Source organism: Mesorhizobium sp. M0292 (assembly GCF_040321695.1).
In the GTDB taxonomy this organism is placed as follows: domain Bacteria; phylum Pseudomonadota; class Alphaproteobacteria; order Rhizobiales; family Rhizobiaceae; genus Mesorhizobium.
In genome coordinates this window covers 139,575-154,857 of the sequence record NZ_JAMYSB010000005.1, presented here as the reverse complement: position 1 = coordinate 154,857, position 15,283 = coordinate 139,575, and the positions used below count along the sequence as shown (strand labels likewise).

Annotated in this window: 14 protein-coding genes; 8 read left to right on the top strand and 6 right to left on the bottom strand. The window is 62.5% G+C overall.

Annotation, left to right across the window (positions count from 1 at the left end; genetic code table 11):
- Positions 1 to 21 precede the first annotated feature (21 nt).
- A complete protein-coding gene (locus NKI96_RS09580) occupies positions 22 to 603 on the bottom strand; it encodes a methylated-DNA--[protein]-cysteine S-methyltransferase (RefSeq protein ID WP_023671959.1) in 582 nt (193 codons plus the stop codon).
- Between the two features lie 177 nt (positions 604 to 780).
- On the opposite strand from NKI96_RS09580, the gene NKI96_RS09575 reads away from it, so the two are divergent.
- Positions 781 to 1,710, top strand: coding sequence for a transglycosylase SLT domain-containing protein (locus NKI96_RS09575; protein ID WP_352803910.1), 930 nt, complete (start codon positions 781 to 783; stop codon positions 1,708 to 1,710).
- A gap of 5 nt (positions 1,711 to 1,715) precedes the next feature.
- Positions 1,716 to 2,204: a GNAT family N-acetyltransferase gene (locus NKI96_RS09570; RefSeq protein ID WP_352803908.1), complete on the top strand. Its 489-nt coding sequence runs from the start codon at positions 1,716 to 1,718 to the stop codon at positions 2,202 to 2,204.
- A gap of 287 nt (positions 2,205 to 2,491) precedes the next feature.
- Here NKI96_RS09570 and NKI96_RS09565 read toward each other — a convergent pair whose 3' ends face one another.
- On the bottom strand, positions 2,492 to 2,830 hold the full coding sequence (locus NKI96_RS09565; RefSeq protein WP_023683772.1) for a hypothetical protein: 339 nt from the start codon (positions 2,828 to 2,830) through the stop codon (positions 2,492 to 2,494).
- Between the two features lie 318 nt (positions 2,831 to 3,148).
- Between NKI96_RS09565 and NKI96_RS09560 the strand changes: the two genes are divergently transcribed.
- The 4 genes from NKI96_RS09560 to NKI96_RS09545 all read left to right on the top strand — a co-directional run bounded on the left by NKI96_RS09560 (position 3,149) and on the right by NKI96_RS09545 (position 6,842).
- Positions 3,149 to 3,700 (top strand): DUF4142 domain-containing protein, encoded by a 552-nt coding sequence (locus NKI96_RS09560; RefSeq protein WP_023821931.1) that lies wholly within the window; start codon positions 3,149 to 3,151, stop codon positions 3,698 to 3,700.
- Positions 3,701 to 4,001: 301 nt separating this feature from the next.
- Positions 4,002 to 4,466 (top strand): cupin domain-containing protein, encoded by a 465-nt coding sequence (locus NKI96_RS09555; RefSeq protein ID WP_352803904.1) that lies wholly within the window; start codon positions 4,002 to 4,004, stop codon positions 4,464 to 4,466.
- Positions 4,467 to 4,704: 238 nt separating this feature from the next.
- Positions 4,705 to 5,097, top strand: coding sequence for a Rid family hydrolase (locus tag NKI96_RS09550; protein ID WP_023833494.1), 393 nt, complete (start codon positions 4,705 to 4,707; stop codon positions 5,095 to 5,097).
- A gap of 83 nt (positions 5,098 to 5,180) precedes the next feature.
- The gene (locus NKI96_RS09545; RefSeq protein ID WP_352803902.1) at positions 5,181 to 6,842 is read left to right on the top strand and encodes an AIPR family protein; all 1,662 of its coding nucleotides are present in this window, start codon (positions 5,181 to 5,183) and stop codon (positions 6,840 to 6,842) included.
- Between the two features lie 200 nt (positions 6,843 to 7,042).
- Here NKI96_RS09545 and carB read toward each other — a convergent pair whose 3' ends face one another.
- From carB to NKI96_RS09530, 3 genes are all read right to left on the bottom strand, one after another.
- Entirely contained in the window at positions 7,043 to 10,546 is a 3,504-nt protein-coding gene (gene carB / locus NKI96_RS09540; protein WP_352803899.1) for a carbamoyl-phosphate synthase large subunit, read from the bottom strand.
- A 235-nt stretch (positions 10,547 to 10,781) separates the two neighbouring features.
- Positions 10,782 to 11,834 (bottom strand): SH3 domain-containing protein, encoded by a 1,053-nt coding sequence (locus tag NKI96_RS09535; protein ID WP_352594945.1) that lies wholly within the window; start codon positions 11,832 to 11,834, stop codon positions 10,782 to 10,784.
- A 248-nt stretch (positions 11,835 to 12,082) separates the two neighbouring features.
- A complete protein-coding gene (locus NKI96_RS09530) occupies positions 12,083 to 12,859 on the bottom strand; it encodes a metallophosphoesterase family protein (protein ID WP_352803897.1) in 777 nt (258 codons plus the stop codon).
- Positions 12,860 to 13,038: 179 nt separating this feature from the next.
- On the opposite strand from NKI96_RS09530, the gene NKI96_RS09525 reads away from it, so the two are divergent.
- Positions 13,039 to 13,509 carry a nucleoside deaminase gene (locus tag NKI96_RS09525; protein WP_023672423.1) on the top strand — a complete coding sequence of 157 codons (471 nt, stop codon included), beginning with the start codon at positions 13,039 to 13,041 and terminating at the stop codon, positions 13,507 to 13,509.
- A 20-nt stretch (positions 13,510 to 13,529) separates the two neighbouring features.
- Here NKI96_RS09525 and NKI96_RS09520 read toward each other — a convergent pair whose 3' ends face one another.
- Entirely contained in the window at positions 13,530 to 13,886 is a 357-nt protein-coding gene (locus NKI96_RS09520; protein ID WP_352803895.1) for an ArsR/SmtB family transcription factor, read from the bottom strand.
- A gap of 200 nt (positions 13,887 to 14,086) precedes the next feature.
- Between NKI96_RS09520 and NKI96_RS09515 the strand changes: the two genes are divergently transcribed.
- Positions 14,087 to 15,265 (top strand): MFS transporter, encoded by a 1,179-nt coding sequence (locus tag NKI96_RS09515; protein WP_023683782.1) that lies wholly within the window; start codon positions 14,087 to 14,089, stop codon positions 15,263 to 15,265.
- The last annotated feature ends 18 nt before the right edge of the window (positions 15,266 to 15,283 follow it).

Genomic DNA, 15,283 nt, shown 5'->3' with positions numbered 1-15,283 from the left:
GCCGGCATACCATTCAAGCTCTTAGAACCCGAACGAGACCTGCGCCGCCGGCGGCGGGCCGACGCGCACGCCTTCCATGGCCAGCATCTTTTCCTTGGTGGCCGAGCCGCCGGGCGCCGAGAAGCCGCCGATCTTGCCACCCGCGGCTAGTATCCGATGGCAGGGGATGACCAGCGGCACCGGGTTGGCGCCCAGCGCTGCCCCGGTTTCGCGCGGCAGGCCGGCTTGGCCGGCGCGCTTGGCCAGTTCGCCATAGGTGGTGGTTTCGCCGTAATGCAGTTTCCGCGCCGCGTCGTAGATGGCGAGACGGAAGTCGTCGACGCCGTCGAGATCGACCGGCACACCGGAGAAATCGACGTCCTCGCCTGACGCATACGCCTTGATCGAGGCGATCAGCTCGACCACCCATTGCGGCTGCCCAATGTTCGCAGTCGTATTGGCGGCAACACCGGCATGCCGCATCAGCCGGCGCTCCACTGCTTCGCGGCTCCTTTCGGGCAGGCAGAGCCGGATCAGGCCCTTTTCGCTCCAGGCGATGCCCATGAAGCCGATCACTGTTTCTAACACTGCGTGGCCGGCTGTGATCGAAGATGCCGTTTCCATGATGCGCTCCTTTCCGCAAAGCGGCGAAAACCGGGATATCGACCGGTACATATGCAGAACAATATGGCATCTGAGCCCGGCTCTCGCCACCCGAAAACCACCAGATGGTCCCGATTGCCCACCAGGAATCGCTGGTGTAAGGACTTCTTAACAACCGACAAATCGGACCCGCGCGGCTTGCCAGCAAAATTCAACCTTTTCGCGATCTCTGTGATCGTCGGCGCAGCTGCCCTCAGCGGCTGCCAATCGACCTCGCAGATGAAGGCTACGCCTGCGCTGACCGAAACCGCGACCGCCGCCGGCAGCGATGCCGGCTTCACCTTGCCGCTGCCCGATACGGTTTCGGTGCTGCCGCAATCCTCGGGCATAACACCCGTCCAGGCGGCCGAAGCGACGCCGGCCACGCCAGCGCTCGATGCCGCTGCGCAGCCGGTTGCCGCGACGGCGGCCTTTGCCGGCGCGACGCCCACGGCCCCGGCCGTGCCTGCGGTGATGGCCGCCAATGCCTGGCAGGCGCCTGCGCCCGCCAAGGCCGGACAGCCGGTCGCGGCGCAATATAAGACCGCCGGCCTTGTCATGCCGGCGACCGCCAAGGGCGGCCAGAACGCCATGCCCGGCGTGCAGCAGGTAGCCTATGTCGTGCCGCAGAATCCGGCTTCCCTGGGCCAGTTTCCCGCCGCGCCGCTCGGTCTCCCGGAAGAAGAGCATGCGACCGGCATGCGCGGCGACGTCGACCGGCTGATCCAGAAATACGCTGCTCTCTACGAGGTGCCGGTCGATCTGGTGCGCCACGTCGTCAACCGCGAAAGCACCTACAATCCCAAGGCTTACAATAACGGCCATTGGGGGCTGATGCAGATCAAGCACGCGACGGCGCGCGGAATGGGCTATGACGGGCCGGCCAAGGGCTTGTTCGACGCCGAAACCAATCTGAAATACGCGGTCAAATATCTGCGTGGCGCCTGGCTGGTGGCGGGTGGCAACGCCAAGAAGGCCGATTGGCTCTACCAGACCGGCTATTATTTCGACGCCAAGCGCAAAGGCCTGCTCGAGGCCACCGGCCTCGGTGTCGACCGCAAGCGCCGCCGGCTGCAGCCCGACGCCTGAGCGCGATGCCTGAACCGCGCCCGCCGGCTCCAAACGACATCCGGCTGCGCAAGATCCTCGACGAGACGCTCGTTGCACCGCACTGGCCCGCCGGCTTTACCATGCGCTGCTTCGAACATGGTGACGCGCAGCCCTTGCATGCGCTTTTGACCGAGGTGTTCGAGGACGGCGCTGACGGCCCGTTCGACGAATGGTGGCCGCGCATATCCAGCGATGCCGAATTCGACCCGGCGCTGTGTTTCCTCGTCATCGACGCCAAGGGACGGCTGGCGGCGGCAGCGCTGTGCTGGACGAGGGCCTTCGTCAAGGACCTCGCGGTCCATCCCGAAGCGCGCGGCAAAGGCATTGGCGAAGCGCTGATGTGGCAGGCTTTCAACGCCTTTCGGGATCGAGGCGCGGCCCATGTCGACCTCAAGACCAACACGGTCGAGAACGCCGCCGCGCTCCGGCTCTACGAGCGGCTGGGAATGATGCCTGTCGCCTGGGAAGGATAAGGGCTTTTTTCTTGCCGCAATTCCCTGGGGAAAACGCTACGCGCTTTTCCCGGGAAAACCGGTTCCCACCTTTCCTGGAATTGCTCGAGCGCTGTTGAAAACCTCCGGATTGTGAACTGCTTCACATTGGCCGCCGCAACCGGATGCTACCTCACCATCCATGCCTTTCGACCGATGGCGGATCGACGACTGGCAGATGTGGGGCGGCTGCACCGGCATGTGTTCAGCCACTCCTTGGCGGGTCCCAGGCGGGGGTTTGGGGCCCGCCAGTCGTTTTACGGCAGCCCTCAGATATCGGGCGCATTGCCGATCTTCTTTTTGAGCTCAAGCGCCCACGCGCGGCCCTCGTCGCCGCCCCACAGCAGCCAGGCGATATGGCCGGCCGATGGATTGTCTTCATTGCCGTAGTTCTTGCCGCGCTTGTCGACCTCGTGGCGGGCGAAGTAGCTGACCATGCGGCGGATGGTGGATGGCGCCAGCTTTTCGCGGTTCTTGAGTTCCGTCGCCCGCGCGACGCCGATCTCGGTGCCGCCACGGCCGAACTGCTTGCGCAGCCTCAACCCCTTGGCGGCATTGTCGGCCACCACTTGCGGGCAGCGCAGATCGATCTCTTCATCCTCTTGCATGTGTCTCCCCAGCTCCGGAAGCCTAGCCTGCGGACCCAATGCGGGAAAAGCAACCGGTTCCCAATGCCGCGCCGTCCATCAGGACCAGGATCCGCGCGCCATCGGCGCGTGCGAGATCCTGTGGAACCTTATGGATTTCACGCCTGAGGGTCGGCCGAACTGGAACGAACAGCTGCATATGGCGAGGCGTGCTGTCCGCCAGGGGCGCGGGACGGCCCTTCGGCAGATGATCGCTGACGAATAGTTCTCCGGACGCAACCCTGCCGCCAATGCCGCGTTTGATTAGCCGAGGGAAATTTTCAAAATCGGAGACCTCAGATGAAAACGCTTCTCACCATTGCCGCCGTGGCCTTGTTCGCCGGTGCCCCTGCCGCCCTTGCGGCCAACTCGACCGCGGTCGCGCCTGCCATGGCCGCCAGCAAGGTCGATACCCCAACCTTCGTCAAGACCGTGCCCAGCTCCAACGAATTCGAAATCCAGTCGAGCAAGCTCGCCGAGGAGAAATCCAAGGCGGCTGACGTCAGGAAATTCGCCAAGCAGATGGTCAAGGACCACACCAAAGCCGGCAAGGAGTTCAAGGCGGCGCTGAGCCAGGGCCAGACCACCGGTTCGACCAAAGCCGCGGGGCCGGCCCTGCAGCCGAAGGAGCAGGCAATGCTCGACGAGTTGAAGAGCGCAAGCGGCAAGGATTTTGACGCCAAGTACATCCAAATGCAGACGGACGCGCACAAGGAGGCCGTAGCCCTTTTCAGCAGCTATGCCAACTCGGGCGACGACCCGGCGATGAAGGAATTCGCCAAGAAGACGCTGCCGACGCTGCAGATGCACGAGAAGCACGTGAAGGAACTCGCGGCGGCGCATCAGGGTTGAGGACTGGTGACTGGCCAGCAATAGCATTCTACGGCGCCCCCCTCTGTCCTGCCGGACATCTCCCCCACGAGTGGGGAGATCAGCAGCGTCGGCGCCGTGCTTTTCTTGCGACGGTGAAAATTGGCGAAGGCTGAGGCGACAGCCAATCTCCCTCCTCGTGGGGGAGATGTCCGGCAGGACAGAGGGGGGCGCCGTAGAGTGCGACGGCCGATGCCTGCCGTTGGCAAGGCATTGCGGCAAAGTGGCTCTGTGGCTGCGCCGGCAGTGACATACACTGCCGCCACCAATTCATGGAGCTCCCATGCCCAAGATCGACCTGTCCACCGTGCCTGTCCGCAAGGGCTCCGGCTACCCCGCACCCTTCGACGCCCCTTGCGCCGAGCGCACACGCCATCGCCTCGGCGATGCCGGCGGCCTCACCGACTTCGGCGTCAACCTGATGACATTGCCATCAGGCGGCTGGTCGAGCCAGCGCCACTGGCACAGCCATGAGGACGAGCTTGTTTATGTGCTGGAAGGGGAACTGGTGCTGGTCGAGGATGGCGGCGAGACCCTGCTCAAGGCCGGCGACTGCGCGACCTTTGCCAAGAACAGCGGCAACGGCCACCACATGATCAACCGCTCGTCCACAACGGCGCGCTATCTCGAAGTCGGCTCGCGCAATCCGGATGATCTCATCACTTGCTCCGACATCGACATGATGAGCCCAAGCTCAGATGGAAGGTTCCTGCACAAGGACGGCACGCCGTATCCGGGGCAGGGGTGAGCGCTGGACCATGCTTCGGCGCTGGTGTTCGCTGGGCGGGGGGATAAGCTCCTAACAATCAAAGGTGGCGCAGGCCCCCTCATCCGACCGCTTCGCGGCCACCTTCTCCCCACTGGGGAGAAGAGGGAAGCGCTGGCGCTGACCGGCTCCTCTCCCCTCGGGGAGAGGTCAGCCGAGCGAAGCGGAGGCTGGGTGAGGGGGCCTTGGCGCCAGCTTGGCAAACAAGGGGAAGATCACCATGAAAAAAGAAGTCATCGAAGTGCCCGTGATGTCGGCCAAGGTGCGGGCGCTCGGGCTGCCCTGCTCGACGGCGGTGAGGGCCAACGGCTTCGTGTTCATCTCGGCGACGCCGCCGGTCGACATGGTGACCGGCGAGATGGTGCGCGGCGATATCGAAACCCAGACCGAGGCGTCGCTGAAGGCGCTGAAGCACTGCCTGGAAGCGGCGGGAACCTCGCTCGACAACGTGGTGATGGTGCGCATCTACGCCGTCAATTCCGGCTTCTACAACGCCATCAACCGAGTCTATGCCAGGTATTTCAGCGTGAACCCGCCGGCGCGCAGTTTTGTGCCGGTGGCATCATGGCCGATGGAGTTCGATATCGAGATCGAGTGTGTGGCGGTGGCGTGAGGCTGGCAATCAGGCGGTTCACGGTCTTGCAAGTTCGGCGGCTATGGTTCATTCCGTGAGCATGCAATGTGGGTAGGCAGGGTATGGCAACACTTCTAGATTTCAATACGCTCAATCACAAAGTGGCCGAATGGCTAGATCCCTCCGCAGGGTTCGAAACTCAACCGCGAGCCTTCGCAGCTCTGATGGTGGCGACAGTTCTCGGCGTAAGCGACGAGGAGGCATATGACGCGATTGTTGATGGCGGCAATGATCGAGGGATTGATGGAGTCTACGTCGATCAGCGTGACGGAGACAACACGGTCCACCTGTTTCAATTCAAGTATACAGGTAGTTTCGAGAAAACGAGGAACAATTTCCCAGGAGGGGAGATTGATAAGGTTCTTTCATTTCTATCGGACGTCCTGGATAAAGATCTCAGGCTGAAACAGACTTGTAACCCGTTGTTGTGGGACAAGGTCCAAGAAATATGGGACTCTTTGGCTAAGAAAAGTCCTCGTATTGAGGTTCATTTCTGTGGGAACATGCAGTCGCTGACCGCTCACGATAAAAAGCGAGTTGATGACGCTTTCGCAAAGTATAGGTATGTTCGCGCGATAGGGCATTCGCTTGAGGAGATCGTTCAGAACTTTGTTGAATTGGAAAAACCTTTAATAAACAAGGACATATATATTGTAGACAAGGATTATTTTGAAAGGACGGATGGGAAAGCTCGAGCTTTAATTTGCAGTGTGGACGCTAAACAAATTGTTCAGATGATATCTGACCCCAATGATCCGAGTAAAGTTTACACCCCGATCTTTGATGAAAATGTCCGCGTCTATCAAAACCATTTGAATCCGATCAATAGAGAAATTATAGCGACGGCTCTATCAGAAGATCGCTTCTTTTTTTGGTATCTCAATAATGGTCTTACAATAACCTGTAGCTCTTTCTCTTATGCCAAAGGCTCTCGTGGCCCACTCGTCAGCCTCCAAAATGTACAAATCGTGAATGGGGGCCAGACATCAAATGCTTTGTTTGAGGCAAATCGTCAGGATTCTGAAAAGCTTGATGATGTTTTGGTGTTGGTTCGAATTATAGAGGCCAAGGCAGACGATATCGGGCAGAAAGTATCCGAGACAACAAACAGCCAGACTCCGATAAAGAGCCGAGACCTCAGAGCGAATACTTCTGTTCAGCGTAAAATTGAACAATCTATGAAAGCGATTGGTCTTTTTTATGAGAGAAAGAAGGACCAATATCGAACTATCGAAAAATCAAAGCGAATTGATTCATTATTAGCTGGTCAAGCTTATTTGGCGTACGGTTTGGATATGCCGGAAATTGCGAAGAAGGATAGGGGTAGAACGTTTGGTGACTTGTTCGATACGGTTTTCTCGGAGGACTTGGATCCGATAAATTTGATAACCCCTGTTAGGGTGTTGGAGACCATTGAAAGAAAAAAGAAGGCTGTTCAAAAAAGTGTTCGTGAGAAGCTTTCAATTGACCCAGATGATCTGTTTATTATTGACGGGGCATACCATATACTTTTTGCAGTTAAGCGCCTATGCGTAAAGGATTCTATTAATCCCTTCGATCTGCCGTTGGCTTTGAGCAAAATTGATGAGGCGGTGGAATTTACAAAGCGGTTAGTTAAGCCTGAGAAAAGTGTGGATCCACTTTTTTCGTTGAATAGATTCTTCAAAGACGCCGGAACGAGGACGAAGATAGAATCTGCTATTGTTTCCGGTAGCTATACTTAAGCGTGAAACTTAATTTGCTCTACGGGCTCAATGTCGGAAAGAGGTTGAGCCTACCCTTGCAGTGCTCGTTAAGGTTCCCACTGAGGCGTCCAGCGCTGAGCTTCACAGTAGAGCACGGGCGACGCCACCCTCATCTGCTTGGCGGCACCTTCTACACGTGACTCGGAGGAGGACGCTGTCGCCAGCGTTTTCGCCAATCTCTATGCAAAATACTCCTGCAGCGGCCTGACTTCCAGGCTCCCCGCCTTCAACGCCGCAATAGCCTCCGCCACCGCGGCCGCACCCGATAGCGTCGTGTAATACGGCACCTTCTGCATCAGCGTTGCGCGGCGCAGCGACTTGGAGTCCGACACCGCCTTCTGGCCGTCCGTGGTGTTGAAGACGATCTGGACCTGGCGGTTGCGGATGGCGTCTTCGATGTGGGGGCGGCCCTCGAGCACCTTGTTGATCTTCTGCGCGTCGACGCCGTTCTCGGCGAGGAAGCGGGCGGTGCCGGATGTCGCGAGCACCTTGAAGCCCTGACCGGCGAGGCGCTTGACCGCCGGCAGGATGCCGGCCTTGTCCTCGTCGCGTACCGAGACGAACAGCGTGCCGGAGCGGGGAAGATCAACACCCGCGCCGAGCTGGCTCTTGGCGAAGGCCAGCGCAAAGTCGCGGTCGAGACCCATGACCTCGCCGGTCGAGCGCATTTCCGGGCCGAGCAATATGTCGACGCCGGGGAAGCGGGCGAAGGGGAAGACCGCTTCCTTGACGGCGATGTGGCCGGGGTTGCGCGGGTCGGGCATGGCGCCGTAATGGGCGAAGGCGTCTTCCAGCTTCTCGCCGGCCATGATGCGGGCAGCAATTTTCGCAATCGGACGCCCGATGGTCTTGGCGACGAAGGGCACGGTGCGCGATGCCCGCGGGTTGACCTCCAGCACATAGACGATGCCGTCCTTGATCGCATACTGCACGTTCATCAGGCCGCCGACATTGAGCGCTCGGGCAAGTGCTGCCGTCTGGCGCTCCAGCTCGTCGACCAGTTCGGAAGGCAGCGAGTGAACGGGCAGCGAGCAGGCGCTGTCGCCGGAGTGGATGCCGGCTTCCTCGATGTGTTCGAGGATGCCCGATACGAAGGTCGACTTGCCGTCGCAGAGGCAGTCGACATCGACCTCGATGGCGCCCGAGAGATAGGTGTCGAACAAAAGCGGGTTCTTGCCCAGCAGCGTGTTGATCTGGCCGGTCTTGTCGTTGGGGTATTTCTGCTTGATGTCCTCCGGCACCAGGCCGGGCACGGTGTCGAGCAGATAGGATTGCAGCATGCCCTCGTCATGGATGATCTGCATGGCACGTCCGCCGAGCACATAGGAGGGGCGCACCACCAGCGGGAAGCCGAGCTCGCCGGCGACCAGGCGCGCCTGCTCGACCGAATAGGCGATGCCGTTCTTCGGCTGGCTGAGGTTGAGCTTGTGCAACAGCTTCTGGAAACGGTCGCGGTCTTCGGCCAGATCGATCATGTCGGGTGACGTGCCCAGGATCGGGATGCCGGCCTTCTCCAGCGCGTCGGCAAGCTTCAGCGGCGTCTGGCCGCCGAACTGGACGATGACGCCGACCAGTTCGCCCGACGCCTGTTCGGCGCGCAGGATCTCCAGCACGTCTTCCGCCGTCAGCGGCTCGAAGTACAGCCGGTCCGAGGTGTCGTAGTCGGTCGAGACCGTCTCGGGGTTGCAGTTGATCATGATCGCTTCATAGCCGGCGTCGCGCAGCGCGAAGGCGGCATGGCAGCAGCAATAGTCGAACTCGATGCCCTGGCCGATGCGGTTGGGACCGCCGCCGAGGATGACGACTTTTTTCCGCGCTGACACTTGCGCTTCATTGGCCAGCGCGCCGGCGAAGGGCACTTCATAGGTCGAGTACATGTAGGCGGTGGGCGAGGCGAACTCGGCCGCGCACGTGTCGATGCGCTTATAAACCGGATGAACGTCGAGCTTTTCACGAATCCTTTGAATCACTTCGGCGTCGGTCTTCGTCAGCGAGGCGAGGCGGGCATCGGAGAAGCCCATCGCCTTCAGCATGCGCAGATTGACGGCGTCCTGCGGGATGCCGTGCTCGCGGATGCGGGCTTCCATGGATACGATGCCGGCGATCTGTTCGAGGAACCACGGGTCGATCTTGCACATTGCGTGCACGTCTTCCAGCGAGGTGCCCATGCGGATCGCCTGCGCCACCATGCGCAGCCGGTCGGGCGTCGGCGTGCCGAGCGCGGCGCGGATGGCGTTGCGGTCGTCGGCGTGGTTGGCAGCCACGGCACCGTGGCCGAGGCCGGGGATCTCGATCTCGTCGAGGCCGGTCAGGCCGGTTTCCAGACCGCGCAAAGCCTTCTGCAGCGATTCCTGAAAGGTGCGGCCGATGGCCATGACTTCACCGACCGACTTCATGGCGGTGGTCAGCACCGGCTCGGCGCCGGGAAATTTCTCGAAGGCAAAACGCGGGATTTTTGTGACGACGTAATCGATGCTCGGCTCGAAGGAGGCGGGCGTGGCGCCGCCGGTGATGTCGTTCTCCAGCTCGTCCAGCGTGTAGCCGACAGCGAGCTTGGCCGCGATCTTGGCGATCGGAAAACCGGTCGCCTTCGAAGCCAAGGCGGAACTGCGCGAGACGCGCGGGTTCATCTCGATGACGACCAGCCGGCCATCGGCCGGATTGACGGCGAACTGCACATTGGAGCCGCCGGTCTCGACGCCGATCTCGCGCAGCACCGCGATCGAGGCGTTGCGCATCATCTGGTATTCCTTGTCGGTCAAGGTCAGCGCGGGGGCGACGGTGATCGAGTCACCGGTGTGTACGCCCATCGGGTCGATGTTCTCGATCGAGCAGACGATGATGCAATTGTCCGCCTTGTCGCGGACGACCTCCATCTCATACTCCTTCCAGCCGAGCACGCTTTCCTCGATCAGCACTTCGGTGGTCGGCGAGGCGTCGAGGCCGGACTGGACGATGTCGTAGAATTCGGCGCGGTTGTAGGCGATGCCGCCGCCGGTGCCGCCCATGGTGAAGGACGGGCGGATGATGGCGGGCAGGCCGACATGGTCGAGCGCCTGGGCGGCAATCGCCATGCCATGGCTGATGTAGCGCTGCTTGCGGTCGCCTTCGCCGAGGTTCCAGCGGGTTTCCAGCGCGTCGAGCGCGGCATCGAGGTCGGCAGGCGCCTCGGCCTTGACGGCGGCGCGCTCGGCCTCATGGGTCTTGCGGTCGGCGTTCTTGACGTCGGTGGCATTGGCCAGCATCGACTTCGGCGTTTCGAGGCCGATCTTCTTCATCGCCTCGCGAAACAGCGCCCGGTCCTCGGCCTTGTCGATGGCCGTGGCGTCGGCGCCGATCATCTCGACATTGTAGCGCTCGAGCACGCCCATGCGGCGCAGCGACAGAGCGGTGTTTAGCGCGGTCTGGCCGCCCATGGTTGGCAGCAGCGCGTCGGGCCGCTCCTTGGCGATGATCTTGGCGACGACTTCAGGCGTGATTGGCTCGATATAGGTGGCGTCGGCCAGCTCCGGGTCGGTCATGATGGTGGCCGGGTTGGAATTGACCAGGATGACGCGAAAGCCCTCCTCCTTCAGCGCCTTGCAGGCCTGTGTGCCGGAATAATCGAACTCGCAGGCCTGGCCGATGACGATGGGGCCGGCCCCGATGATCAGGATCGACTTGATGTCGGTGCGTCTTGGCATCGTTGTGAGTTCCGTTCGGCGAGCGGCTTGCACGAAAAACCGGGACGGGAAGACCCGGCCGGTTGTGCTTGCGATTCTGGTATCAGGCTAGGAGGGCCTTATAGGGAAGAGTTTTGGGAGATGTAACCCCGAAAATGAGGCTAGGCAGTAGGGATTAGGCAGTAGGGATCAGGCAGTGGGGATTAGGCAGGAGCGAGGTTAAGGCGCCTATTGCCCATTCCCTACTGCCTGACACCTAATCCCCCAGCGCGAGCTGATCCGTAATCTCAAACCGCTCGGATACCCCGACGCGGATCATGTTGAGGCTGCCTTCCCTTGTGAAGCGGAAGTCCTTGCCCAAATCCGAGTTGGCCGGCATGCCGGCAGAGAAGGAGATGACGCGGGTGCCGCCGTCGGGCCAGGTCACGGTGATGTCTGCCTCGTCAGCGCCATTGTGGACGATGTTGACGGCGCAGCGGGTCATCGGTTGTCCGACATAGCGGGCGCAGGGGATCTCGGCGGTGGCGCCGAGGGCGGGCGGGGGTTCCAGCCGTGCAACGGTTTGCGTAGCGGTCGCAGCTTTGGCCTGGTCTGGCCGTGGCGTCGGGGATAGTACCCCCGGCGCGGACGCCGTATCCGGCGCTGCTCCCGCAGACGCGGCGGCGGCGAGTTCCGGCGTCCCTGTGGCCTCCGTTGCCGGAGCCTCTGTGGCAGGGATTTCATCCGTCGGCGGACTTTCATTCGCTGCGAAGGCAAGGCCGTAAGCATCCTGCATGGCGGTCCTGCCGATCTCGGCGGCGGACTTCGGCGCGCCTGGATTCGTGCCGCCAAGGCGCTCCGTCAGGTCGAGTGGAGCCGGCGCGGGTGCAGCCGGGGTGGGTGGAGCCTGAGTGGGTGCAGCCGGAGCGGCAGAGGCGGCAGGTGCAGTCGTCCGGGGCGCTGCGGCCACGTCGGCCGGCTGCGTCGACATGTCGGGCGCGAGCGTCGGGCCGCCGGCTTCAGCGCTGGCGGTCACCTGGGGCGGCGCGGCGTCAACTTCGACCACGGTCGGATTGTCGGGGATAAGATAGCGCGCGGGCGCCCAGCCTTTGACCAGTGGATTGTCGATCTCCTCGACCTTGCACCAGCGGTGGCCATCCACTTCGTTGCAGCCGAAATTCCTGACGCTCGACCCGATCGGCAGGCGCGCCTGGGTTCTGCCGACCGGCGACGGCGTGGCGCGGATGTTGAGGAGATCGCCTGGGCCGAGTTCGGTCACGATGGAAACGATGTCTGCAGGCGCGTCCTCGGCATTGGCCGGCAAGCTCACCAACAACGGGCCCACCACCAACGGACCCGCCAACAACCGGGCTGCCCGCAGGAGCGGAGCGCCAGTCAGTCGATGCAAAATGGTTCGGATTGTGCGCCTCATCATTTGGCCGTGCGCCGATTACCCTTGCGGCAGCAGTCCTGCCGTATGCCAAGGCGGTTTTATAAGGGACGATACGCGGCCATGTAAGTCTGAAAATGCGTCCGATGTTTGGTGCCGCGAGGCGGAAGCAGGGCGCAGCCATGCGGTCAAGCGGAGCCTTGCCAAGAGGGTTTGGGCATGAAGCCGGTCCTCAGCGCATGCGCCCATTCCGGTCGGCCCGCCTGTGCGGCCTGTCTCGCCGCCGCTTCGTGGTCGTAGTCGACGGCGATGGTCTCGAAACGGTCTGGACCATCGCCATCCAAGGTGAGGATGCCGTAGCGCGCATGCGGGCTGCCTTGCTCCGAAACATGCGCCGGGGGCGTGTCATCTTCATAGGCGGGGGCGCCGACGCTGCCGGGAATGAAGAGCAAGGGGCCGCCGGGGATACGGACCAGTTCCGCGCGGTGGCTGTGGCCGCACAGCACGATGCGGCAGGCCGCGTCCAGCGCCTGCAACCGCCGCTGAATAGCGGCAAGCGGCGCGCGCACCAGTTGGCCATCGACGATCGCGTCGAGCAGGTATTTCTCGTCATGGTCGGGCCGCGCATGGAAAGCGACCACGCCGGGAACAATCTCCAGCGTGAAGGGCAGGGCGAGCAGGGCTTCGCGCTGCGCTGATGTCAGCCGTTCCTGCGCATAGCGGTCTGAAGCCCACATCATATCGTCGGCCGGATCGACCGCGACGCGGCGGTCATGGTTGCCGCGCACCGTCGGCAGGTCGAGCGCTTCGAGCCGCTCGAATGTCTCGCGCGGCCAGAGCGGGCCGGAGACACAGTCGCCAAGGTTGACGGTGAGATCGGCGCCGCCGCGCCGCGCTAGATCGGCGAGCACGGCATCCAGCGCCAGCACATTGCCATGGATGTCGGCGAGAACGGCAATGCGCATGCGGCGGGCTCCTTGGTGCAGCCCGTTGAGGCTTGCGGCCCGTCTTCGTTATCAAGCCCCTGCCTTCATTATCAAGCCCTTGAGATCGTTCGAGACAGCCGGGAGCCCCGCCTATCGCGGAAGCACTCCATCTGCTAGCGTCCACGCCGCTCCAGAGTTCATCCGGGGGAGGACAGGCGATGACCCGCGACCAGATGGTTGCCCACCTTCGCGCCGCCAATGACGTCGCGCGCGAGACTGCCGCGCACGGGCACCATCCTTTCGGCTGCGTGCTCGTCGGCCCCGACGATCGCATCCTGATGCGGCAAGGCAACATCAACACCGTGCGCCACGCCGAAACCGAGCTCTCCCGGCGTGCCGCCGACACCTATCCGCCGGATTTCCTCTGGTCTTGCACGCTGGTCACAACCGGCGAGCCCTGTGCGATGTGCACGGGAACGCTGTACTGGGCGAATATCGGCCGGCTGGTCTACGGCTTCGAGGAAACCAAGCTTCTCGCGCTGACCGGCAATCACGCAGAGAACCCGACGATGAACCTCTCGTCGCGCACAGTCCTCGGCTCCGGGCAGAAGCCGGTCGAGGTCCACGGCCCTTTCCCCGAGATGGACGAGGAGCTCCTCGCCCCGCATATCGGTTTTTGGCAGCGCTAGGACCTTGACCTCTGAACCGGTTAGCCCGGCATTTCGATGTCGTGGGCACCGACGATGGGCAGTGCCGGATCATCTCCGGCCGCCGCAATCACGCTATCGAGCAGGCCGGGGAAGCGGGCGTCGAGGTCGGCGCGGCGCAGCGTGATCATCCGGTTGGTGCCGGCCACCTCGGCGCGGGTGACGCCGGCCTCGCGCAGTTTGGCCAGGTGATAGCTGAGATTGGTCTTGGAGCCGAGGTCGAGGAACCGGCTGCAGTTCAGCGGCACGCCTTCCTTGCTGGCGAGATAGCGCACGATGGCGAGCCGGGTCGGGTCGCCAAGCACGCCGAGCACAACCGGCAGGCTGATCTGGTCTGTATTGGGGTGCGGCAAAGTCATGGCCCGAAACTAAGCACAGTCGGTGGCGATTTCAACGCGTCGATCTTTCGCGGGCATGCACAGTCCGTTTTCGCGATTGGCCCAATGGCTGTCCTGACACAGGGCTGTCAGCAGGCTTCAGCTATTTTCACCTGGCTTCATTGACATCATGTCCTGTTATGTCCAATTGTTCAATAAGTTTTGAACTAAGGACACGCCCTATGGACAAGCGCCTCTTCTGGCTTGCGCTCGGATCGTTCACGATCTCGACCGAAGGCTTCGTCATCTCCAGCCTGCTGCCTGATATCGCCACCGACGCCCGCATTTCCATTCCGCTCGCCGGCACGCTGATCACCGCCTTCGCGCTGGCTTACGCCATCGGCACGCCGATCCTGGCAACGCTGACCGGCGAATGGGACCGGCGCCGCGTCATCTTGTGGACGCTGGCGTTCTTCGTCATCGGCAATGTGGTGGCGGCGCTGAGCTCGTCCTTCGAACTGCTGCTCATTGCCCGCATCATCATGGCGCTGTCGTCAGGCTTGTTTGCCGCGACCGCTCAAGGCACGGCGGTGGCGCTGGTCGATGACCACCACCGGGCGCGGGCCATTGCCGTCGTCGTCGGCGGAACCACGGTGGCGGTTGCGCTCGGTGCACCGCTCGGCGCGCTGGTTGCCACGATAGCCGGCTGGCGCGGGACCTTCTTTGCCATTGCCGGGCTCGGCGCGCTGGTCGGCGCCATCCTGTGGTACCGGCTGCCGCGCGGCATTGTCGGTACCAAGCTGCCGCTCAGGCGGCGGCTGGCTGCGGCGCTGCGCCCCGGCGTCATGCCGATCCTGCTGACCACCGCTCTTGCCCTGATCGGCGCCTTCTCGGTGTTTTCCTATATCGCGCCGCTGGCCATCCAGAGCGGCGGCCTCAGCCCGATTGCGCTGCCCGGCATGCTGCTCGCCTTCGGTGTCGGCGCCGTCATCGGCAACATAGCCGGCGGCCAGGCGGCCGACCGTTTTGGTGCGACGCGCACCGTCGGCTGGTCTCTGGCGCTGAGCGCCGTCATGCTGGTGATGCTCTCGGTCATCCCGACCTTCCTGCCGCAGCATCTCGCCGGGCCGGCATTGATGGCCATGATGGTGCCGTGGGGCATGGTCGGCTGGGCATTTCCGCCGGCGCAGGCCAGCCGCATCATCAAGCTGGCGCCCGACGCCGCCCCGATCGTGCTGTCGCTCAACGCTTCGGCCCTCTATCTCGGCGTGGCGCTGGGTGCTGTGGTCGGCGGCGCCGTGCTGCGCTACGGCGTGCCGGCCGATCTCGGCCTGGTCGCCGCCATCTTCCCGCTGATCGGGCTTGGCGTGGTGCTGGCCGGCCGCTGGGCGGCCCGGCCGGTCGCCATGCCGGCCGAATAGATCTTTGCAAAGGACCGG